Origin of the sequence: Kitasatospora sp. NPDC057965 (assembly GCF_042887135.1) — a bacterium.
Taxonomy (GTDB): domain Bacteria; phylum Actinomycetota; class Actinomycetes; order Streptomycetales; family Streptomycetaceae; genus Kitasatospora.
Genome location: NZ_JBHVPZ010000025.1, coordinates 1 through 21467 on the forward strand (window position 1 = coordinate 1; position 21467 = coordinate 21467).

At 72.8% G+C, this 21467-nt stretch carries 20 protein-coding genes; 9 read left to right on the forward strand and 11 right to left on the reverse strand.

Translation table 11 applies throughout. The features are described 5' to 3' along the window. Positions 1-319 precede the first annotated feature (319 nt). Positions 320-1084 carry a hemerythrin domain-containing protein gene (locus tag ACFVVU_RS28135; RefSeq protein WP_380686417.1) on the forward strand — a complete coding sequence of 255 codons (765 nt, stop codon included), beginning with the start codon at positions 320-322 and terminating at the stop codon, positions 1082-1084. 100 nt (positions 1085-1184) lie between these two features. Here the strand turns inward: ACFVVU_RS28135 and ACFVVU_RS28140 are convergent, their stop codons facing one another. After that, the gene (locus ACFVVU_RS28140) at positions 1185-2726 is read right to left on the reverse strand and encodes an FAD-dependent monooxygenase (RefSeq protein ID WP_387793049.1); all 1542 of its coding nucleotides are present in this window, start codon (positions 2724-2726) and stop codon (positions 1185-1187) included. Positions 2727-2848: 122 nt separating this feature from the next. On the opposite strand from ACFVVU_RS28140, the gene ACFVVU_RS28145 reads away from it, so the two are divergent. Together ACFVVU_RS28145 and ACFVVU_RS28150 are read left to right on the forward strand one after the other, a co-directional pair. Beyond that, complete coding sequence (locus tag ACFVVU_RS28145) at positions 2849-3505, forward strand: TetR/AcrR family transcriptional regulator C-terminal domain-containing protein (protein ID WP_380686421.1); 657 nt, start codon at positions 2849-2851, stop codon at positions 3503-3505. 117 nt (positions 3506-3622) lie between these two features. Then, entirely contained in the window at positions 3623-4036 is a 414-nt protein-coding gene (locus ACFVVU_RS28150) for a hypothetical protein (RefSeq protein WP_380686423.1), read from the forward strand. A gap of 72 nt (positions 4037-4108) precedes the next feature. Here ACFVVU_RS28150 and ACFVVU_RS28155 read toward each other — a convergent pair whose 3' ends face one another. Next, positions 4109-4711 (reverse strand): DUF6891 domain-containing protein, encoded by a 603-nt coding sequence (locus ACFVVU_RS28155; protein ID WP_380686425.1) that lies wholly within the window; start codon positions 4709-4711, stop codon positions 4109-4111. Positions 4712-4780: 69 nt separating this feature from the next. On the opposite strand from ACFVVU_RS28155, the gene ACFVVU_RS28160 reads away from it, so the two are divergent. Continuing rightward, on the forward strand, positions 4781-5743 hold the full coding sequence (locus tag ACFVVU_RS28160) for a DUF1152 domain-containing protein (RefSeq protein ID WP_387793053.1): 963 nt from the start codon (positions 4781-4783) through the stop codon (positions 5741-5743). Positions 5744-5750: 7 nt separating this feature from the next. Here the strand turns inward: ACFVVU_RS28160 and ACFVVU_RS28165 are convergent, their stop codons facing one another. From ACFVVU_RS28165 to ACFVVU_RS28175, 3 genes are read right to left on the reverse strand one after another with little or no spacing between them, the layout of a single operon-like run. After that, positions 5751-6296: an FHA domain-containing protein gene (locus tag ACFVVU_RS28165; RefSeq protein WP_380686429.1), complete on the reverse strand. Its 546-nt coding sequence runs from the start codon at positions 6294-6296 to the stop codon at positions 5751-5753. Further along, complete coding sequence (locus ACFVVU_RS28170; RefSeq protein ID WP_387793055.1) at positions 6283-7818, reverse strand: hypothetical protein; 1536 nt, start codon at positions 7816-7818, stop codon at positions 6283-6285. The genes ACFVVU_RS28165 and ACFVVU_RS28170 overlap by 14 nt, the downstream gene beginning before the upstream one ends. Before the next feature lie 52 nt (positions 7819-7870). Then, positions 7871-8431 (reverse strand): DUF1697 domain-containing protein, encoded by a 561-nt coding sequence (locus tag ACFVVU_RS28175; protein ID WP_387793057.1) that lies wholly within the window; start codon positions 8429-8431, stop codon positions 7871-7873. A 68-nt stretch (positions 8432-8499) separates the two neighbouring features. On the opposite strand from ACFVVU_RS28175, the gene ACFVVU_RS28180 reads away from it, so the two are divergent. After that, positions 8500-8970: a pyridoxamine 5'-phosphate oxidase family protein gene (locus ACFVVU_RS28180; RefSeq protein ID WP_387793059.1), complete on the forward strand. Its 471-nt coding sequence runs from the start codon at positions 8500-8502 to the stop codon at positions 8968-8970. A 61-nt stretch (positions 8971-9031) separates the two neighbouring features. Here the strand turns inward: ACFVVU_RS28180 and ACFVVU_RS28185 are convergent, their stop codons facing one another. Continuing rightward, positions 9032-9388: an arsenate reductase family protein gene (locus ACFVVU_RS28185; protein WP_355361899.1), complete on the reverse strand. Its 357-nt coding sequence runs from the start codon at positions 9386-9388 to the stop codon at positions 9032-9034. A 151-nt stretch (positions 9389-9539) separates the two neighbouring features. Between ACFVVU_RS28185 and ACFVVU_RS28190 the strand changes: the two genes are divergently transcribed. Beyond that, the gene (locus tag ACFVVU_RS28190; RefSeq protein WP_387793061.1) at positions 9540-10757 is read left to right on the forward strand and encodes a cytochrome P450; all 1218 of its coding nucleotides are present in this window, start codon (positions 9540-9542) and stop codon (positions 10755-10757) included. Here the strand turns inward: ACFVVU_RS28190 and ACFVVU_RS28195 are convergent. The 3 genes from ACFVVU_RS28195 to ACFVVU_RS28205 all read right to left on the reverse strand — a co-directional run bounded on the left by ACFVVU_RS28195 (position 10744) and on the right by ACFVVU_RS28205 (position 13455). After that, positions 10744-11397 (reverse strand): exonuclease, encoded by a 654-nt coding sequence (locus tag ACFVVU_RS28195; RefSeq protein WP_387793063.1) that lies wholly within the window; start codon positions 11395-11397, stop codon positions 10744-10746. The two genes, ACFVVU_RS28190 and ACFVVU_RS28195, sit on opposite strands and share 14 nt — an antisense overlap. A 160-nt stretch (positions 11398-11557) precedes the next feature. Next, complete coding sequence (locus tag ACFVVU_RS28200) at positions 11558-12226, reverse strand: response regulator (protein ID WP_380685064.1); 669 nt, start codon at positions 12224-12226, stop codon at positions 11558-11560. Then, positions 12223-13455: a sensor histidine kinase gene (locus ACFVVU_RS28205; RefSeq protein WP_380685063.1), complete on the reverse strand. Its 1233-nt coding sequence runs from the start codon at positions 13453-13455 to the stop codon at positions 12223-12225. The genes ACFVVU_RS28200 and ACFVVU_RS28205 overlap by 4 nt, the downstream gene beginning before the upstream one ends. Before the next feature lie 209 nt (positions 13456-13664). Between ACFVVU_RS28205 and ACFVVU_RS28210 the strand changes: the two genes are divergently transcribed. From ACFVVU_RS28210 to ACFVVU_RS28220, 3 genes are all read left to right on the forward strand, one after another. Further along, positions 13665-14462, forward strand: a complete 798-nt coding sequence (locus ACFVVU_RS28210) for an ABC transporter ATP-binding protein (RefSeq protein ID WP_380685062.1) — start codon at positions 13665-13667, stop codon at positions 14460-14462. Then, entirely contained in the window at positions 14462-17062 is a 2601-nt protein-coding gene (locus tag ACFVVU_RS28215) for an ABC transporter permease (RefSeq protein WP_387793065.1), read from the forward strand. Before ACFVVU_RS28210 ends, ACFVVU_RS28215 begins: the two co-directional genes overlap by 1 nt. 535 nt (positions 17063-17597) lie before the next feature. After that, on the forward strand, positions 17598-18587 hold the full coding sequence (locus ACFVVU_RS28220) for a CehA/McbA family metallohydrolase (protein WP_387793067.1): 990 nt from the start codon (positions 17598-17600) through the stop codon (positions 18585-18587). Between the two features lie 9 nt (positions 18588-18596). On the opposite strand, the gene ACFVVU_RS28225 is transcribed toward ACFVVU_RS28220, so the two are convergent. Next, positions 18597-19405, reverse strand: a protein-coding gene (locus tag ACFVVU_RS28225) for an IS5 family transposase (RefSeq protein WP_387793069.1) whose coding sequence is annotated in 2 segments (ribosomal slippage) — positions 18597-19076 and positions 19079-19405 — 807 coding nt in all. Because the reading frame shifts where the segments join, the coding sequence is not laid out codon by codon here. A 497-nt stretch (positions 19406-19902) separates the two neighbouring features. Further along, positions 19903-21315, reverse strand: coding sequence for a hypothetical protein (locus ACFVVU_RS28230; RefSeq protein WP_387793071.1), 1413 nt, complete (start codon positions 21313-21315; stop codon positions 19903-19905). Positions 21316-21467: the final 152 nt, after the last annotated feature.

The following is a 21467-nucleotide window of genomic DNA, read 5'->3' on the forward strand; positions in this document are numbered from 1 at the left end:
TTGGGGGGCCCCCCCACCCCCGGGGGGGGCGGTGCGCCGCCGCCCCCGGGCGCGGGGGGGCCGGGCCGGGGGCGGGGGGGGCCGGGGGGCCGGGCGGCCCCCCCCCGGCCCCGTCGTCGATCGCGCGGCGGATCGCGCGGCGGAATGTTGCGCCCGCGTTTGCCGGCGCGCCTGCCGGAACCGGCCGAACGGCCGCTGAGCTGCACGTCAATCGGACATTGATTCGCCTCTGATGTCCTCCCACCACTGTGGTGGGAGCGTCATCCCGCCAGTTGTGCCAGGCCGAGCCAGGCCCCTGTCCGAGCGTGAAAAGAGTGCCATGCCCAGCCACCTGCTGCCCGTAGCGTCCCCGGTCTCGCCGGCAGTGCCCGCCCAGGGCGGCCCAGCGCACGAGCACGCCGTCGACGAGGAACCGCAGGCCGTCCGCTTCGCCGGACTGCGCCTGGTGCACGCCGCGCTCCGCCGGGACCTCGCCAGGCTGCCCAACGCGCTTCGGCTGCTGCAGCCCGGCGAGGACGAGAAGGGTGCCGCGCTGCTGCGGCACTGGACCTTCGTCACCGCCATGCTGACCTGCCACCACGAGCAGCAGGACACCCGGATCTGGCCGATCGTGCGCCGGTTCGCGCCCGAGCTGCGGCTGCTGCTGAACTGGCTGGAGGCGGACCACCACAACCTCGACCACTCGTTCACCCGGGTCACCACCCTGGTCCGGATCGCCAGCCGGGACACCGGCTCGGTCTGGCCGGTGGCGTACGCCATCGAGGACCTGGCGGCCCGGCTGGAGACCCACCTGCGGACCGAGGAGCGCCAGCTGCTGCCGCAGATGGAGCGGGTCTTCGCGGAGAACTCGCGGGTCGGGAGCCTGCCCGAACTGCTGGACGTGCTGCACTCGGCGGAGGGTCCGGGCAGCCCGGACGCGCTCGCCTGGCTGCTGGACGGCGTCGAGCCGGCGACGGTCGAGCGGCTGCTCTCCGACTGCGACGACCTGGTGGCCCGGCACTGGCCGCACTGGCAGGCCACCTACCAGCGGTGCACGGCGCCGCTGTGGGGGGCGCCCGGGGCGTGGGACGCGGCGAACGACTGAGCGCGGGGGCTTTTCGTGGGCCATTGATCTACGCGCGTGGCATATGTCGATGGCGTATGCCTCGGCTGCAGGCGCAGGAGCGGGCGCGGGCGCGTGGGGGTCAGCGCAGGCCGAACCGGGCCAGGTAGCCCGGCAGATCGGCCGGGTCGCGGGTGGCCAGGCCCAGGTAGCCGTCCGGCCGGACGACGAACAGGCCCCGCCCGTACACCCGCTGCGCGACGCCGCCGTCGACGCGGTGTCCGCGCACCCCGGCGGGCAGCCGCGGCAGGGCGTGGCCGATCGCGAGCACGGTGACCCGGGGGCCGCGCAGCAGCTCGAACAGCCGGCGTCCGGCCAGGGCGTTCACCGGTGCGCCGTCCAGCCGCGCGCCGTCCAGCGGGGCGTCGGGTGCCCGCTCGCCGGCCCGCAACGCCTCCTCGGGCAGGTCGGGGCGCGCCTCGACGGTCAGCGGACCGTCCTCGTAGCCGAGCCCGAGCTGCTCGGTGCGTGGGCCGCGCCGCAGCCCGCCGGCCCGGACCCCGCCCGCGCGGTGCAGTCGGGTGGAGATCTCCAGTACGTCGGCGGCGATCGGCAGGCGCTCCCGCTCGTAGCTGTCGAGCAGCGCCTCGTCGGCGCCGTGCCGCAGCACCTGGCCCAGCTTCCAGCCCAGGTTGTACGCGTCCTGGACGCTGGTGTTGAGGCCCTGGCCGCCGGCCGGGGAGTGGATGTGCGCCGCGTCGCCGGCCAGGAAGACCCGGCCCTCGCGGAAGCGCTCGGCGAGCGCCGCGCGCGGCCGGAAGCCGGAGGCCCAGTGCACGGCGCCGACCGCGGACTCCGGCAGGTGGGTGCGGGCGGCGATGGTCCGCCGCACGCCCTCCGCCGAGGTGTCGGGCTCCGTCGGGCCGTCGTCCGGTGGGCCGTCGGCCGCCGGGTCGTTGTTCGCCGGGCCGAACTGGGCGAACAGCTGGAAGGCGGTGGTGCTCGGCAGCGGGCAGAGCAGCAGCGCGCCGCCGGGCGCCTTCGGCCAGCAGTGCCAGTTCTCGCGGTCCAGGCCGTCGATCTCGACGTCGGCGACCAGAGCGGGCCGCGGGTCGACCCGCTCGCCCGTCATCGGGATGCCGACCGCCCGGCGGACGGTCGACCGTCCGCCGTCGGCGGCGACCAGATAGTGGGCGGTGACCGTGCGGCCCGTGCCGTCGGGTCCGGTCAGCCGGGCCTCGACCCGGTCAGGGTGCTGGTCGAGGCCGTTCAGCGCGGTGCCGAAGGCGACCTCGCCGCCCAGTTCGCGCAGCCGCTCGTGCAGCAGCTCCTGGGTGCGCCACTGCGGGAGCATCCAGACGGCCGGGAACGGCACGGTCGGGTCGGGCTCGGCGTGCCCGACGAGGTCCCACTCGCCCTGCCGTTCGCCGTTCTCCCAGCTCATCATGCGCGGGTACGGGCCGCCGGCGGCGTGGACGGCGGCGAGCAGGCCGAGGTCCTCGAAGACCTCCTGGGTGCGGGGCTGGAGGCCCTTGCCGCGTGAGCCGGGGAAGAGCGCCGGGGCCCGTTCGACCAGCAGCGCGGACACCCCGCGCCGGGCCAGGTCGCAGGCGAGGGTCAGTCCGGTCGGCCCGGCGCCGACGATCAGGACCTCGGTCCGGCTCCGGTTCTGGGCGTGCGCCATCGCACACTCTCCTTAACGTTGTTAAGTGGAGGACGTCCAGAAGCATCGGCTTAACGGTATTAAATTGTCAATGTCGGACGTTGGCGTCGGGACGACGGCAGCCACCTGGAGGGAAGTGCGACATGCCGCCGAAGCTGGACCGTGCCCAGGTGGTCGACGCCGCCCTGCGCCTGCTCGACGAGACCGGGCTGGACGGGCTCACCCTGCGCCGGATCGCGACCGAGCTGGACGTCAAGGCACCCGCGCTGTACTGGCACTTCGCCAACAAGCAGGCGCTGCTCGACGAGATGGCCACCGAGATGCTCCGCCGGATGTCCGCCAAGGCGCCCGCCGTTCCGGAGGCCTGGCAGGAGGCGGTCGCCGGCACTTGCCGTGGCCTGCGCACCGCGCTGCTCGGCTACCGGGACGGTGCCAAGGTCTTCAGCGGCACCCGGCTCACCGACTCCGGGCACGCCGAGGGGCAGCAGGCCCTGCTCGCGGTGCTGGGCCGGGCGGGCTTCGAACTCGCGGACGCCGTCTCGGCCTTCACCACCGCGTACGCGTTCACCATCGGCTTCGTGATCGAGGAGCAGGCCGTCCACCCGATGCCGGGGGAGCGGGCGCCCGGTTACGACCCGGACCGGCGGGCGGCGGGCATCGATCCCGAGCACGCCCTCGCCGCCGCCGCGAGCCGGGAGCTCTTCGGCGACTTCGAGCGGCGCTTCGAGCGCGGCCTGGCGATCGTCGTCGCCGGGATCGAGGCATCGCTGGTCGCGTCGTCAACTCCTGCTGACCCCTAGGGGTTTCCCCCTCGGGTTCGGCGGTGGCGGCGGTCCGGGGTCGTCCGGGGCGGGCCAGGGGCCGCGTACCGCCGCCGGGCGATGCCCGACGGCCGGCGTGCGCCTACCGTCGATGCCATGACCAGCGCGCCCACCTCTCCGCACCAGGACCACCGTCCGACCCGTCGCCCCGGCCGCCGCCGGGTGCCGGCCGTCCGCTCGGCCGCCCTCGCGGTCGGCGCCGTCGTGCTCCTCGGCGCCGGTCTCACCGCCTGCAAGGGCGGCGTCGCGCTCTGCCTCGACGACAACAGCTGCGACGTCGCCGTCCGCACCGAGAACGCCGACTCCACGTACAGCGCCGAGGTGTTCGGCGGCGCCAAGACGCTCAAGCTGACCGTCGGCCGGATCACCGACACCACGGCCGAGGTCAAACTCGGCGACGAGACCAAGACCCTCACCGAGGGCACCGATACCGTCTTCGGCTCCGCGACGGTCAGCCTGCGCCACGCGAACGCGCGCGAGCACACCGCCGAACTCCACGTCGTCCGCTGACCCTTCCCGCGCCGGCCGGTCCGGCGCGGGAAGGTGCGCAGTGGAAGGAGTGCGGCGGACGACGTGCGGTGGCTACTCCGGCAGGCGGTTGAGCCAGCTGATCGGCGTGACCGCGATCGCCGTCTCCGGCGAGCCGTCCCACTCCACCGGAAGCCCGGCCGCCGCCAGCGCGGCGGCGACCTCGCGCCCGACCTCGGCCGTCCGCCGCACGGCCGCCTCGGTCGACTCGCCGTCCACCTGGAACCCGCCGTACCGCAGCATCAACGAACCACCCCCGGCGGCCCGTTCGGTGTCCTGCTGATGGAAGAACACGAAGCCGCGCGAGCCCTCCTCGGCCTCGCCCCCGATCTCGGCGTAGCCGCAGTTCGCGCAACAGGTGAAGTCCATCGCGGCGACGATGCCCAGCTCCTCCAGGGCGTCGAAGGCGGCCTCCAGCCGGTCGACGTCGGTCGTCTCCGGCCAGCCGGCCTGCTCCCGCAGACGCTCCTGCCACAGCGGAGCGACGATGCGCTCCGCCTCCTCCACCGTCAGCCCCTGGTCGGCGAGGTCCTCGACCAGGGACTCGGCTATCTCGTCCGGCTCCTGGAAGCCGCACCGGATCAGCTCACGGGTCCGCTCCTCGGCGTCCCGCAGTACCTCGGCGGCAAGGGTGCTCTCCACGGTGTCCTGGTCCATGTCCGTATCGAAGCACCCACCACTGACAATTCGCCCCGCCGCCCACGGCCCCGGTGCTAGCGTCCCCCGGTGACCTCCCTCCTCCAGCCCCCGCTGATCACCCGCCTGCTCGCCGCCGAGCGCATCCTGATCGCCGGCGCGGGTGGCGGCTTCGACGTCTACGCGGGCCTGCCGCTCGCCCTCGCCCTGCGCGCGGCCGGCAAGGAGGTGCACCTCGCCAACCTCTCCTTCAGCGCGCTCGACGGCCTGCCCGCCGACGTCTGGCAGGAACCCGACCTGGCCCTCATCGGCCCCGACACCCCCGCCACCGAGGGCTACTTCCCGGAGCGGACGCTGGCCCGCTGGCTCCGGCTGCACGGCATGCCCGACGCCGTCTGGGCGTTCCCCAGAACGGGCGTCCGGCCGCTGCGCGCCGCCTACCGGGCCCTCACCGGCCGGCTCGGCACCGACGCCGTCCTGCTGGTCGACGGCGGGACCGACATCCTGATGCGCGGCGACGAGGCCGGCCTCGGCACGCCCGAGGAGGACATGGCCAGCCTCGCCGCCGTCGCCGGCCTCAGCGAGGTCCCGGAGCGCCTGGTCGCCTGCCTCGGCTTCGGCATCGACGCCTACCACGGGGTCAACCACGCCCTGGTGCTGGAGAACCTCGCCGCGATCGACCGGGCCGGCGGCTACCTCGGTGCCTTCTCCGTTCCGCGCGACAGCCGGGAGGGCGCCCTCTACCTGGACGCCGTCGAGCACGCCCGGGAGGCGTTCCCGCTGCACCCGAGCATCGTCCAGGGCTCGGTGGCGGCCGCGTTGCGCGGCGAGTTCGGCGACGTCCGGTTCACCTCCCGGACCAGCGGCAGCACCCTCTTCGTCAATCCGCTGATGACGCTCTACTTCGGCGTCACGGTGGAGGCCCTGGCCGCCGAGCACCGCTACCTCGACCGGATCGAACACACCGTCCTGATGCGGCAGATCAGCAGCGCCATCGGCGAGTTCCAGGACTCGCTGCCGTCCCAGCGGCCGCCCCGCCAGTTCCCGCACTGACGGCCGGTCAGGCGGTGGCGAGCCGGAACTCCAGGTTGCCGAACCGCACCTGGTCGCCCGGCCGTACCCGCACCCCGCCGACGATCCGGAACCCGTTGACGTGCGTGCCGTTGGTCGAGCCGAGGTCGTACAGCACCCAGCCGTCGCCCTCCCGTCGCAGCTCGGCGTGATGCCGGGAGACGGACGCGTCGTTCAGCCGCAGCCCCGACCCGGGGATCCGGCCTATCGTCAACTGCCCGGCCCCGGCCTCCGGGAGGCTCAGCCCCGGCAGCCGCTCGGCCCGCCAGGCCTCGCCCACCCGGACCCCGAACGCGGAGACCCGGCCGACCACCCGCAGCGCGAAGCGCCCCACCGGGTTGCCGGCCGGCAGGTCGGCCATCACCGCGTTCAGCTCGGCGCGGCTGCCCGCGTGGAGGACGAGGTCCAGCCGCCCGAGAAAGGTGTCGTGCGACAGTCGGCCGTTCCCCGCGCCCTCCCGCAGGACCCCGAGGGCCCGTTCCCGCTCGGCCTCGGACGGCCGGACCACTCGGGTCCGGTTCTCACGCGACGTCATGGACCGATTCTCGGGCGCCCCCGCCCACCTGTCCAGATTCCCCGGACCGCCACTCCAGCGCGAGGCCGGCGCCCACCGTCAGCCGCCCACCGTCCTTCCGCACCGGCGCCGCCGTGCCGGAGCCCGTCGCGCCGGAGCCCGTCGCGCCGAACCCCGCCGCGTCGAGCCGGAACCGCTCCAGCCGCTCGACCTTCGCCACGACCAGCTCCCACGGCCCGGCCTCCTCGGGCGGCACCGCGAGGTGGACGACCGCCGACGCGGGCTCGGTCGGGTCGTAGCCGTGACCGGCGAAGCGGACCAGCAGCAGTCGCACCGCCGCCCGTTCGGGCCGCGGCCGCGGCCCGGCGACGGGCTTCGGCACCGCCCGCAGCCGGTCGGCCAGACGCTCCGCCCACTCCCCGGTCGGGCCGTCCCGGCGCCCCAGGGCGAGCTGCTCCGCGAACCAGCCCGCCCACGCGTCGCCGCCGCGCGCCACCCACCGTTCGATCAGGGCGCGCCCGCCCTCCTCGCCCCGCCGGGCCGCCGCCAGCAGGTCCGTCCCGGACCCCTCGAAGATCCGGCAGACCTCCAGGATCGTGCGGCGGGAGGCCGATCCGGGGAAGCGGGCCATCCGGATCTCCAGCATCGCGCGGTGCACGAGCGCCGCCGCCAGTCGGTGCGCCCCGCCCTCGCGGACGGTGAACGGCGGGCCGGGAGGGCGACCGCGCCGGTTCCGCCCCAGCCGCCCGAGCCTCCCGGGCCGCCGCTCCACCGGTGTCGCGGCGTCCGCCGCCCGCCCGGCCGGGGTCAGGTACCAGTACCGGTCCTCGACGGTCAGCGCGGCCCGGGCCGCCCGCAGCAGCCCGACCCCGGCCACCCGCAGGTCCACCCCGTCCGCGTCCGCCCGCCACTCCAGCGGACCCGTCACGGCCGGTCCGGCGTCGAACTCCGCCACCGACACCTCGTCCAGCCGCAGGTACAGCCGCGGCGCGGGATGTCCGGTCGCCCCGTCCCCCTCGGGAAGGCCGTACACGCGCGGCACCTCCACCTCCAGGGCCGCGTGCAGCCGCGTGCCGGACAGTTCCACCTCCAGCCCCAGCAGACGGGCACGGGAGAGGTCGTACCCGTCCACGGCCGTCTCCGTCAGCGGCCCGCTCACCGGGAAGAGCGTCCCGTGGTACCCCCGGTAGGGGCTGTGGTCGTCCGGGGGCGGCGCGGGTATCAGCCCCTCGACCGGGTGCCCGGCCGCCGCCGACTGCTCCACCATCCACGCGTACCGCGCCTCGCCCAGCCCGGCCATCCACCGCAGCCCGGCCCGCGCGGCCCGCTCCCGGCGCAGCGCGGTCCGGCGGGTCACGGTCATGAACAGCGGGAAGGTGTTGTTGTCCCAGACGGCCGCGCAGCGCGCGACCGTCGCGCGGTCGAAGCTCCGGCCGTCGGCCGCCGCCTCCGCGATCCGGACGAAGGAGCGGTCGAGCAGCGCGACGTAGGCGTCCAGCGCGGAACGGGCCAACGGGGCCTCCGAGTGGTGGTGGGCGGGCATGGGCCTTCCGCGCGGCTCGGCCCTTCCGCGCGGCTCGGCCCTTCCGAGAGGCTCAGGCCTTCCGCGCGGCGGCGAGGATCTTGACCGTGGTGTGCAGGAACCGCGAGGTCGCCAAGCCCCGGTAGGACTTTCCGAAGAGCGAACCGCTGGTGACCCACTTGCCGTCCTTCAGGTGCACCACGACGAACGCGGTGCCGGAGTCGGCGCCGATCACCTCGTAGTCACCCTTCGGCGAGGTGTACGGGATCGGGAAGTCGGCCGGCAGCGGCTCGGAGAGGAAGTTCACCGTGAGCCGCACGTCCGGCGTCGCCTCGACGCCCGCGAACGGCTCGGCGTCCAGCACCGCCTGGACCTCGTCCACCGTGCGCAGCAGCACCGGTACCGGGTAGCCCAGCTGCTCCTCCAGGTGGCGCTCGATCCTCGCGGTCAGCGCGGTCCGGCCCGCCGTGTCGGTGGCGTCGGCGGTGAAGAAGACGTTGCCGCTCTGGATGTAGGAGCCGACCCGCTCCAGGCCGAGCTCGCCGAACAGCGCGCGCAGCCGTTCCATCCTGACGGTCCGCCCGCCGACGTTCACGGCCCGCAGGAAGGCGATGTAGGTGGTGGTAGTGGTCACCCGGCCAGTGTGGCACCGGGCACCGACACCGGACGGCGGTTGTCGGTGCCCGGTGCCACACTGGCGCCATGGCTACCTGGCAGGATTTCGAGCACGAGGCACCGGACCTGGCCCCCGCCGTACGGGCCCGCTTCGAGGCCAACAAGCACCACGTCCTGGCGACGCTCCGTGAGGACGGCTCGCCCCGGGTGAGCGGCACCGAGGTGGACTTCATCGGGGCCGACGTCATGCTCGGGTCGATGCACGGCGCGGTCAAGGCGCTGGACCTGCGCCGCGACGCCCGCTTCGCGCTGCACAGCAACCCGAGCGACCCGACGCTGGCCGAGGGCGATTCCAAGCTGTCCGGCCGGGCCGTCGAACTCACCGACGCGACGGACATCGCCGCCTACGAGGCCGAGCTGCCCGAGCCGCCGCCCGGCCCGTACCACGCCTTCCGGCTGGAGCTGGAGCAGGTCGTGCACACCACCGTCGAGGGCGATGCGGTGCGGATCAGCTCCTGGCGCCCGGGCGAGCCGGTGCGGCGGTTCGAACGCCGCTGACGGCCGTCCCGCCGCCCGGCCGCGCTCTCCGGCCGCCCCGCCCGGTCGCCCGTTCCACGCCTCAGGGCATGACGGACTTGAGGGCCTCGGGGGTGCGGGCGACCACGGCGTGCCCGTCGTCGGCGGTGATGATCGGGCGCTGGATCAGGATCGGGTGCTCGGCCATCGCCGCGAGCCAGCGCGCCCGGTCACCGGCCTCCCGGCCCCACTGCTTCATGCCGAGGTCCTTGGCCACCTGCTCGTCGGCCCGGGTGATGTCCCACGGCTCCAGGCCCAGCCGCTCCAGCACCTGCTCCAGTTCGGCGACGCTCGGCGGGTCCTCCAGGTAGCGCCGCACGGTGAACGTGACGCCGGCGCCGTTCAGCTCGTTCAGCGCGGTGCGGCACTTCCCGCAGCGGGGGTTGATCCAGATCTCCATCCCGCCAGCCTACCGACCGTCCCCGCCCCGAGGCCCCTCCCGCGTCGCAGGCCCGGCCCTGCCCGGGACCGCCTTCGGACCCCCCGGGAACTCCCCTCCGCCCACCAACAGTTGTCCGTCCGGGAGTTGGATCCACGGAGGGGAAGACCGGATGGACGGCGCGTCGATCATCGAGCAGCTCATGACCACCGAGGGGCGCCTCGACCCCTACCCGCTCTACGCGCGGGCGCACGAACTCGGCGCGGCCGCCCCGGCCGGCCCCGGGGCGGTGCTGGTGGTCGGGCACACCGCCGCCAACCAGGTGCTGCGCAACCCCGCCTTCGCCCGGGAGGAGATCGGCACCCCCTCCGACGATCGCGCGGACCTGTTCGCCCATCCCTCCGTCGCGCTGTTCGGCCGCTCGATCCTCGAACGCGACGCCCCCGACCACGGCCGGGTCCGCTCGCTCATCGCCTCGGCCTTCAACGCCCGCCGGGTGGCCGCGCTGCGGCCGGCGATCGAGGCCACCGTGGAGCGGCTGCTCGACGAACTGGCCGACCGGGGCGCCGACGGCTCGCCTGTCGACTTCATGGACGCCTTCGCCTTCCGGCTCCCGGTCGAGGTGATCTGCGAACTGCTCGGCATCCCCGCCGCCGACCGCCACCGCTTCCGCGGCCTCGCCTCGGACCTCACCATCGCCCTGGAACTCATCCAGGACCTCGGCGAACTGGCCGCCGCCGATGTCGCGGCCGTTGAACTGTCGGCCTACTTCGAGGAGTTGACCGCCGAGCGGCTGGCCCGCCCGACCGGCGACCTGGTCAGCGACCTGGCCCGGATCGCCGCCGACTCCCCGGACCGGATCTCCGGCGAGGAACTGCTGAGCAACCTCGCCCTCCTCCTGGTGGCGGGCTTCGAGACCACCACCAACCTCCTCGGCAACGGCCTCGCCCTGCTCTTCCGCCACCCGGCGGCCGCCGAGGGCCTGCGCACCGGCGCGTTCGACCCCCCGCTCTTCATCGACGAGGTGCTGCGCTACGACTCCCCGGTCCAGCTGACCTCCCGGATCTCCACCGGGCCCGATCTCACGGTGGCCGGCGTGCCCGCCCCGACCGGCACCGTGGTCATCACCCTGCTGGGCGCCGCCAACCACGACCCGGCCCGCTACCCCCACCCGGACCGCTTCGACCCCACCCGCACCGACAGCCAGCCGCTCAGCTTCGGCGGCGGCCCGCACTTCTGCCTCGGCAGCCAACTCGCCCGCCTGGAGGGCGAGATCGCGGTACCCGCCCTGCTCGACCGCTTCCCCCGCCTCGCCCCCGCCGGCGTCCCCACCCGCCGCGACCGCCTCGTCCTGCGCGGCTACGAGACCCTCCCGATCACGGTCCGCTGACCCGCTCCCGGGGCGGGCCGCCCGGCCCGTCCCACTCCATCAGGTTGGCGAACAGCGCGGCCTGCTCCCGGGCGTCGTCCAGGGCGTTGTGGGTGTGCGGCAGGTCGGGCAGCAGCTCCTCGGGCATCGAGCGCTTGCCGATCCCGGCGAACGGCACGCCCGCCCGCGCCGCGTACAGCGTCTTGACGTCCAGGCAGCCCGAGTGGCCGAACGGGCTGGAACCCGTGAACCGCACCAGGTACCAGTAGAGGAACTGCCAGTCGTAGACGGCGGGATAGCCCACCATCACCGGCCGGTACCGCCGCCCGTCCGGACCGGTGCGCAGCCGCTCCAGCCAGCGGGTGAACTCACGCATGCCGACGCCCGGATCGGTGCCGCCCGCGATCAGCGCCGCCCGGTCCAGCCCGGAGACGGCCAGCGCCTCGGGCACCCACTCGTCGGAGACCGGCCGCAGTTCCCGGTAGAACGCCGCCGCCGCACCCGGAGCCCGCCGGAAGCCCTCCCCGTCGTGCCAACCGGCCACCACCGCACCGAAGCTGACCATCGAGTACGGTCCGGGAATCGGCCCGTCCGCCTCGACGTCCACCGACACGTACACCGTCGGCGTGACCTTGCCCGCCGACCCACCCCTCGTTCCCATGTCCCAAGTCTCCCGCCCATCCCTACCCACGGCCACCGAGATCCACCAGCCTCCGACCCACCGCCACCCGGCCCCGGAACGCGAGTGCGGGATCGGCTGGGAAGTACGCCCCACCGGGTGGCGAGTCCCGAGGGACCACGGCGGAAGCACGAGGGCCGATTCACCGGTGGTTCATGAGGCCGCTCTCGTAGGCGGCGATGACGAGCTGGGCCCGGTCCCGGGCACCGAGCTTGGCGAGGAGTCTGCTGACGTGGAACTTGACGGTGGAGTGCGACAGGTGCAGTTCGTCGGCGATCTCCGTGTTGGACATGCCATTCGCGATCAGGACGAGAACCTCGCGCTCCCGGTCGGTGATCTCGTCGAGGCGGCGGTTCGCTCCGACCGCCACCTGGGGGCGCCTGGTGAACTCGGCCACCAGTTTCCGGGTCACGCGGGGGGAGAGCAGAGCCTCGCCGTCCGCGATGACGCCGATGGCCGCGAGGAGGTCTTCCGGTGGGGTGTCCTTCAGCAGGAAGCCGCTGGCGCCCGCGTGGAGCGCGGTGAACACATAACGGTCGAGGTCGAAGGTGGTGAGGATCAGTATCCGCACCGGTGGCGGGTCTTCGCCGCCGAGCAGTCGCCGGGTGGCCTCGATCCCGTCCATCCCGGGCATCTGGATGTCCATCAGGGCGACGTCGGGCCGTTCCCGTCGGATGACCTCGACCGCCTCGGCTCCGTCGCCGGCCTCGCCGACCACCGTGAGGCCCGGCGTGGTGTCGACGAGCACGCGGAAGCCGGCGCGGACGAGGGCCTGGTCGTCGCAGATCACCACCCGCACGTCCCCGCTCACGCCGGTTCCCCGGTGGGGAACCGGGCCCAGACGCGGAAGCCGCCGAGCGGGAGGTGGCCGGCGGCGAAGTCGCCGCCGGAGAGCGCGACCCGTTCTCGCATGCCGATCAGGCCGTGACCGACGTGGCCGCCAGGGCTGTCGGGCGCGACGGCGGGCCCGGGGCGGCCGGGCAGACCGGCGCAGTCGCGGCCCTCGTCGGTCACCTCGATCTCGATGCCGTCCGGGTGGTAGCTGACCTGGGCCCGGGCGCGGGCGGTCGCTGAGTGCTTGACGGAGTTGGTCAGCGCCTCCTGGACTATCCGGTAGCCGGCCAGGTCGATCGACGGCGGGAGCTGCCGGGCGGCGCCTCTTATCCGCAGCTCGACCTGGAGCCCGGTGCGGCCGGTCTGCTCGATCAGGGAGGGGAGGTCGCTCAGGCCGGGTCTCGCCAGGTCCGAGGCGGCCGCCGCGTCGGCGGCGGGTGGCTCCTCCCGCAGCACGTCGAGCAGGGCCCGCATCTCGCGGAGAGCCGTGCGGCTGACCGTCTCGATCGCGGTCAGCGCCTTGGCGGCCTCGTCGGGGTGTCCGGTGATGACGTGGCGGCCGACGCCGGCCTGCACGGCTATCACGCTCATGCTGTGGGCCATCACGTCGTGCAACTCGCGGGCGATGCGCAGACGTTCCTCGATGACCGTCCGCTGCGCCTCCTCGATGCGGGCCTGCGCCTGGCGTTCCGCCTGGGCCCGCAGCCCGGCGTCGTGGGCGCGCTGTGACCTGATCATCATGCCGGCCGCCCAGAAGGCCACGATCGGCGCACTCTGTCCCAACCACATCGCGGCCCACACGTTGTCGAAGAGCATCGAGCTGCTGCCCATCGCCATGCCGACGCCGACGACGGCCTCGGCGAGCACCAGGCCGACCAAGGCCCGGCACCGTGGCTGCGAGAGCGCGAACTGGTAGAGGCAGAACGCGACCGCCAGCGACGGGAACTTGACGAACCCGTAGGCCGCCATCGTGGCGTACGTCGCCAGCGACACCCCGAGGGCCGGCCGGGGCCACAGCCGTTTGGCCGCCACCGCGCAGGCCAGCAAGGTCAACAGCGCGTACCAGCCCCGGAGCGAGAGTCCGGCGGTGGCGAGCTGGGCGTCGGTGGGACGCCCCCACAGCAGGAGCGCGATGCCGACCGCGACGTCCAGCCCGACGAGTTGGACGCGGGTCAGCCGTTTGGTGAGCGGGGGCCGAAGGTGCACGCCCTGACACTATTCGCGGGCGCGTGGGCGGGTCATCCGTCCGCGGTCGCATCTTCGGACCTGTACCTCAGGCCAGGGGCGCACACGGTGTCCGGGCCCCGGGCCCGGACACCGACTCCGTGCCGCGGCCTGATCCGGCGGACCGGCCGCGACCGCCATCGTGGAAAGCCATCCGGTACCTGACGATCTTCGAAGGATGGAGCATCCGCATGACTCTCGACCGAGCACCCGCTCCGGATCAAGCACCGGGTTCCGGCCGGACACCGGCTCCCGTGTCCGAGCCCGCCGCCCGCGGCGAGAAGATCACCAAGATCCACGGCACGGGCGACGCGAAGGTCACAGCGCTGGACGCCGTCGACGTCGAGATCGAGGGCGGCGCCTTCACCGCGATCATGGGTCCGTCCGGCTCGGGCAAGTCGACCCTGATGCACTGTCTGGCGGGCCTGGACTCAGTGGACGGCGGCCGGATCTGGATCGACGACATCGAGCTCACCGCGCTGCGCGAGCGCGAGCTCACCGAGCTGCGCCGCGACCGGATCGGCTTCATCTTCCAGTCGTTCAACCTCATCCCGGCCCTGTCCGCCCTGGAGAACATCACCCTGCCCATGGCGATCGCGGGCCGCACGCCCGACCGGGCCTGGCTCAACGAGATCGTGGTGACCTTCGGCCTGACGGACCGGCTGCGCCACCGGCCCTCGGAACTGTCCGGCGGGCAGCAGCAGCGGGTCGCCTGTGCTCGCGCCCTCGCGGGCCGGCCGGAGATCGTGTTCGCCGACGAGCCCACGGGGAACCTGGACTCCCAGGCCGGGACCGAGGTGCTGCGGCTGCTGCGCCGGAGCGTGGACGAGCTCGAACAGACCGTCGTCATGGTGACCCACGACCCGACCGCCGCGTCCTTCGCCGACCGCGTGGTCTTCCTCGCCGACGGCCGGGTGGCCGGCGAGCTGCGGTCCCCGACCGCTGAGGCCGTCCTGCAGCGGATGCGCGAAGGCGGGGGGCACCGCTGATGCTGAAGGTGGCGCTGCGCGGCATCTTCGCGCACAAGGGACGACTCGCGATGTCCTGCCTTGCCGTGGTGCTCTCGGTGGCCTTCGTCACCGGCACGATGATCTTCACCGGCACGATCAACCGGGCCCTGGACGACGCCGCGGCGGCGAGCGCCCCGGACGTCACCGTCACCGCCCCGCTGCCGGCGGGCACGGGGTCGGCCGAGGTCGGCGACGCGGTGCGGCGGGCCGTGGTCGGCGAGGGCGGCACGCTGTCGGACGCCGACACCCTGGTCGGGAAGGTGCGCGCCGTCCCGGGCGTGGCGGCGGCGTACCTCGACGTCACGGTCGACACCGCGACGCTGACCGACTCGCGGGACAAGGCGATCGACGCGGCCGGCGGGATGTCCGGCTTCGGCGCCAAGAGCAGCATCCCCGTCCTGGCGGGCAACTGGTTCGACTCCGACCGGTCGCCGGTGCGGCTCGCCGGCGGCCGTGCCCCGCAGGGCCCTGACGAGGCCGTGCTCGACCGCATCTCGGCCGACCGCGCCCACGTGCGGATCGGGGACACGATCCGGGTGGTCGCCGTCCCCGGCACGTTCGAGGCCAGGGTCACCGGCATCGCCGACTTCAAGGCCGCCAGCCAGGGCAACACCCGCGTCTACGTCGACACCGCCACTGCCCAGCGGCGGCTGCTCGGCAGGCCCGGCGCGGCCACCTCGATCGGGGTGGACGCCGCCGCCGGTGTGACGCCCGCCGATCTCCGTCGCAGCCTGGCTGCCGCCCTGGGCGACGCGGTCCAGGTCCAGGCCAAGGATCCGACCGCCGTGAGCCCGGACAACGGGGCAGGTCAGACCACTGACTTCCTCGGCATGGTGATGACGGGCTTCGCGGGGGTGGCCGTCCTGGTCGGCGTGCTCCTCATCTTCAACACGTTTTCGATGCTGGTCGGGGCCCGGACCCGCGAGCTCGGCCTGCTGCGCGCGATCGGCGCGAGCCGCCGGCAGGTGAACCGGTCCGTCCTGCTCGAAGCCCTGGTCCTCGGCCTCTTGGGCTCCACCCTCGGCATCGGCGCCGGGATCGGGCTGGCCGTCGGGCTGCACGCGGCGATGGCCTCCTTCGGCCTCGACCTGGGCTCGACCCCGCTGGTCGTCGGGCCCGCCGCCGTGCTCGTCGGCTACGCCGTCGGCACCGTGGCCACGCTGGCCGCCGGGGTGATCCCGGCGCGGCGTGCGGGACGCATCCCGGCGATGGCCGCTCTTCGCGAGGCGGCCGCGCCGAGCACCCGGCCCGGCCGGGGCCGCACGCTGACCGGCGCGGCGCTGCTGCTGGCCGGGGCCGGTCTGCTGATCGCGGGCCATGCCGCGGCGGCGCCGGGCATGGTCCTGACCCTGATCGCCTTCTTCCCGCTCGGGCCCGCTCTCGTCCGCGGCGTCGTCCCGGTCCTGACGGCCGCCTTCCCGCGGCTCTTCGGGCCGATGGGCGCGATCGCCGTCGGGAACACCCTGCGCAACCCGCGCCGCACCGCGGCCACCTCTGCCGCGCTGATGATCGGTATCTGCGTGGCGACGGCGATGGCCGTCTCGGCGGCCTCCGCCTCGGACTCCATGGCGGCTCGCACCGACCGGATGCTCGGCGCGGACTTCATCATCGGCGGACAGCACGCGCAGGCGCAGTTCGGACCCGAGGCCGCCGGGACGGCGCGGCGCGTACCGGGAATCCGCGAGGTCGTCAGGGAACGGATCACCAGGGCCACGCTCACCGCGGGAGCGACCACGCTGTCCACCACCGTCTACGGCGACGAGCCCGGTTTCCCCACCGCGATGCACGAGACTTACACAGCGGGCGATCCGCGGGCCGCGCTCGCCCACGGCCAGATCGTCCTCGTGGACGCCATGGCCGAGCGACTCGGCGTCGGCATCGGCGACCACGTCACCCTCGCCGGACCGGGCGGCCCCCCGGTGACCCTGACGATCGGCGCCGTTCAACGCCAAGAACCGCCCGGCATGTCGATGGGCCGGGTACGACTCGCGCCCAGCGTCGGATTCGACGTCCTGTCCGCCCTGGCTCCCACCGCCTCCGACACCACCCTGTTCGCCTTCGCGGCCCGCGGCGCGGACCCGACAGCGGTCGGGAAGGCGCTCACCACGGCGCTGGCCGGGTATCCGCAGTTGGCCGTGCAGGACCGGGCGGCCTACAAGGCATCCGTCCGAAGCAGCGCCGACCAGATGCTCTCGATGGCGTACGGGCTCCTGGCCCTCGCGGTCGTCATCGCGGTGCTGGGCGTGGCCAACACGATGGCCATGTCGGTCGGGGAACGGACGCGCGAGATCGGCATGCTGCGCGCGGTCGGCGCCTCACGCCGCGAAGTCCGCCGTATGGTCCGCTTGGAGTCGGTCGTGATCACTGCTCTGGGGGCTGTGTCAGGGGTGTCGCTCGGCGTCGCCTGGGGGATCGCCCTCCATCGCATGGCGGGTGAGGGTCAAACCGTCCTGTCAGTGCCCTGGATCACCCTCGCGGAACTGGTGGCGGCTGCCGTGATCGCCGGCGTCCTCGCGGCGCTGACCCCGGCTGCGCGGGCGGTGCGCCTCGACATCCTGTCCGCGCTGGCCGCGGACTAGGAACGCGCCGCGTTCCCGCCCGGCGAAGACCGCGCGGGACGGCTCGAAGGAGCACTCGGCGTGAGTCGGCAGGCCAGCGTTTCCGCAGGTCAGCGAGGTGCTGACCTGCGGAAACGATGAGCGGTCGAACTGCGTTTCCGCAGGTCGGAGGGACCTCTACAGGTCGTAGTAATACTCGAACATGCCTCTGACCTGCGGAAATATGGGTCTCGCGGAAGATCGTTTCACAACCAGTGCACACGCGGCGACCACGACGATGAGATGCGTTGAAAAGTGCCAAGCGGAGGCGGCGGGGTTGCTTCGATGATGCATCATGCGATGCTGGGAAATGTTACTGAGGGTGAAGGTGTCTTGTCGGTGGGACTGGCGGCCTTGATGGCCGGCTGCAGGCGGCTAGGTTCCGTCCACCGCTCGCCTTACTGATCGTTTCAGAATGAGATCTGGTCTGACGTCTCGACTGAGATGGTGCTCAGTGGGCGATGGAATGGGCTGCCCTGGCGGCGCGTTGGCTCGACAGGACTCTGGGAGGAGAACCTTGTCGAGTTTGAGCTTCCCGTCGTCGCGGGCGGTTGGACGCGGGGCGGCCTGGTACCGCGGGGACTGCCATGTCCACTCCGTCCACTCCGACGGGGAACTCACCCCTGAAGAGTTGGCCGTCCGGGCGCGCGCGGCCAGGCTCGACTTCATCGCGACGACGGACCACAACTCAGCCGCGGCCCTGGGTGTCTGGGGGCATCTGGCCGCCGATGACTTCTTGATCCTTCTCGGCGAAGAGGTGACCACGAAGACCGGGCATTGGCTCGCGCTCGGCATCAATCCCGGCGAGGTCGTCGACTGGAACCATCAGGTCAGGGACGGACTGGTTGACAAGTGCCTGGACCAGGTCCACCGAGCAGGGGGCCTATGCGTTGCCGCGCATCCGCATGCGCCCTACCCTTCGGGCGACTTCATGTTCCCCTTCCTCGGCTTCGACGTGGTGGAGGTGTGGAACGGACTGTGGACTTCGGATCGGCCCTGGAACGCTGACAACGAGGCGGCGCTGGCCGAATGGGGGCGGAGCCTCGCGGCGGACCTCCAGACGGGCTCGTGGCGGCCGGCGATGGGCAACAGCGACACCCACTTGGAAGGGCAGATCGGGATCCCTCACACCGTGGTCTTCGCCGAAGAACTGAGCACAGAGGCAATCCTGGCCGGGATCCGCGCCGGCCGCAGCTGGATCGCTGAGTCGGCGAATGTGGACGTGTCGTTCACCGCCCACGCCGATGGTCGCTTCGCCGGGGTGGGTGAGCGGCTCGCGACTCATGGTGGGCAGGTGGAAGTCCACGCGGCAGTACGAGGTGTGCCGGCAGGGACCGTCAGCTTCCACACCGATCGGGGAAAGGTCCACCGGGCCCCTTTCCCCGGTGACGGGGCGCGAGCGGTGCAGTGGGACACGACGGCGGAGGACTCGGCGTTCGTCCGCATCGAGGTCCGCCATCCCAACGGGCACGTCGCTGCACTCACCAATCCGATCATCCTCAACTGACCGCTCGTCTCATCGTGAGGTCCGCAGGCGGCGGAGGCAGATGAGGCTGCATGCCAGTTCGAGCAGGCCCTGATGGAGGTCGGCGCGTCGTTCGTAGCGGATCCGGAGTCGTTTGAACTGGTGCAGCCAGGCGAAGGCCCGTTCCACCACCCAACGGACTTTGCCGAGCCCTGAGCCGTGGGCGACGCCGCGGCGGGCGATCATCGGCTTGATGCCGCGCTTCCACAGCAGGCGGCGGTATTTGTCGAAGTCGTAGCCCCGGTCGGCATACAGGTGCCGCAGCTTGCGGCGAGGCCGTCCTCGTAGCCCCCGGATCGGCGGGACCGCGTCGAGCAGCGGCAGCAGCTGGGTGACGTCGTGGCGGTTGCCGCCGGTGAGCGTGACGGCGAGTGGGGTTCCGTGCCGGTCGACTATCAGGTGGTGCTTGGAGCCGGGACGGGCGCGGTCGACGGGCGAGGGGCCGACGTGATCCCCCCTTTGAGGGCCCGGACATGCGAGCCGTCAACAGCGCAGTGTTCAAGATCCAGCAGGTCGGCGCGGCGCAGCTCGGTCAGCAGGGCTGCGTGCAGGCGCGGCCAGACGCCGGCCTCGGTCCAGTCCCGCAGGCGGCGCCAGGCCGTCACCCCGGAGCAGCCGACCGTTTCGGCCGGGACATCACGCCAGGCGACGCCGGTCCGCAGTACGTACATCACCCCGGTGAGGGCCGCCCGGTCGGGAAGACGCAGTCGCCCGGGGTGGCGGCGGCGCCGCTCAGGAGCGGGTGGCAGGAGCGGAGCCACGCGCTCCCACAGGTCATCCGGAACAAGATCAGCACGCACCCGGACACCTTGCCGACCAAGATCGCTAGGCGCAAGACCTGCGGTTCAACTCATTCTGAAACGATCAGTTAGCCCCCGTTCCGTCGTGCCACCGCCTCCCTCTCCTCTCCCCCTTCCTCCGCGGGTTCCTCCCGTTCTGGCCGGTCGGCCGCTAAACGGTCATGGTTGCCGCGGCGCAGCTCGTTCTGGACACGCCGCCAAGCACGGATGATCGGAGGCACTTTCGACAGCACCTCACTGATCTGCGTCAGCAGCAAGGTGAGGCAGCCGAACGACGCGAGCACGAACAGAGTCACCCGATCCCAGCTCACCGCGCGGCCCTCGCTCCCCGAGTACCCGACCCACCTCGGCGTGACGTGATAAGGATTGCGGCCGACTGTTCGTCACAGGGGCGGGGCCGGATGGGGCCGAGGATTTCGGTCAGGGCCCTGGGCATGTCGACACTCCGCGCCTCCTGCCGGCACGACTGGTTCCGCGGCTGATGAGGCCGCTTGCCGCTAACCGAGGACGGCATGACGGACGAGCCACCCGAGGGCGTTCACTCCCAATCGGTCCGGCTCCTGGAGCAGCGCGGTCTCCACGGCGCGGAGATCGGCGAGCTCCGAGGGTCCGGATGTCCGGTCCAGCGAGGCGAGGCGCTTCATCGCGGCGTCGACGATGGCGGACCAGCCGGGCATGCCGAAGTGGTGCGTGGCCTTGAAGACAGCTGTGAACGCCCGATGCAGAAGGGCGTCGCGCCAGCCCTGCCGACGCATCAACTCCTCGGTGATCCAGACCTGTTCTTCGATGTGTCGGACGAAGTCGGCCACTGGCCCGGACGCGGCGCGCAGTGTGAAACGGGAGCCGCCTGCCCACGGAAGGTCCAGGTCCGAGGCGACGATCGTGAATGCACTCAGTCGTTCAGGCCCGCCATCACGGGCGGCGACGAGCGCCTTGCGGGCCCGACGGTACAGGTCGACGCCCTGCGCGAAGACATCGCCGGCGTCCGGCCCGCCGGGTGCCGCGCGGATCGCGTCGAGCGATTCGTTCAGCAGGGCTTCGGCGGCCAGCCCGGCAGCCGCCGCGCTCAGCAGGATCTCCGGGTCACCGGGATCGATGCCGAGACGAGGAAGCGCGGCCGAGGCCTGCTCCTCCAAGCCCGGGAACAATGGGGGCGGTTCCTCGGGCCGTGGCGCGAAGAGTGCGGCGAGCTGTGGGGACAGGGGAGCCGGGCCGGGCTCCTCGATGGTGACGCCGTACTCCAGGAGGTCCTCGAAAATGGCGTCCGGTCCGCAGTCGATGCGCGACGTGTCATGCCGTCCCGAGCAGCCCTCGGGGCACTCCAGCTCCTCGCACATCTCTGGTTCCTCGGGCTGCGCCTCATTGACCAGGTGGTAGACGAGCCTGTCGGCCACGGCCCCGCGGGCCGTGATCATGGCGCTGCCCAGCAGCATCTTCGCGTTCGTCAGCAGGTGGTCCTCCCGGTTGACCGAGGCCGGGGGCTCCGGGGCGTCGGGGATCCAGGTGTGGGCCGACTCCAGCGATATCGACAGCCAGGCGATCCGCAACGGCGGGACCTCCTCGTTCCCGGCCAGCTCGGCGACTTCCTCCGCGGCCTGCCGGACCGCATCGAGCCGGGCCAAGTAGTGGTCGCGGACCGATTCCCAGGCCTCGGTATCCTTGCGGACCTGCTCAGCGTTGCGTGCCAGGGCGGCGTCCTGGGTCTCCCGCGCTCGGGTGACCAGTCGGCTCAGACACGGGCGGCACCCGGACAGACCGGCCTCCGGGGTGGGGCCGAGCGGCACCGCCCCGAGATCCCGGCCGAATGGGGCACCGCACACGCAGCAGTCCAGGCTCGCCATCTGCCGGCCCGTCGGTACTGCGGGTAGGGCGGCACGGATCGTGCCGTGTGCGTAGGCAGGGATGTGCACGGGGCGAACTCCTCGGGTGTCGTGCTCAGCTGGTGTCCTCACCATGCTCGCCGGGGCGTTCAGTCGCTAGTCACCAAGCGGAAGGCTAGGCGTCGAACTTGACGGAAGCTGACTGCGTCGTACGCTGCGGCAGCGAAACTTGACACCCCCGG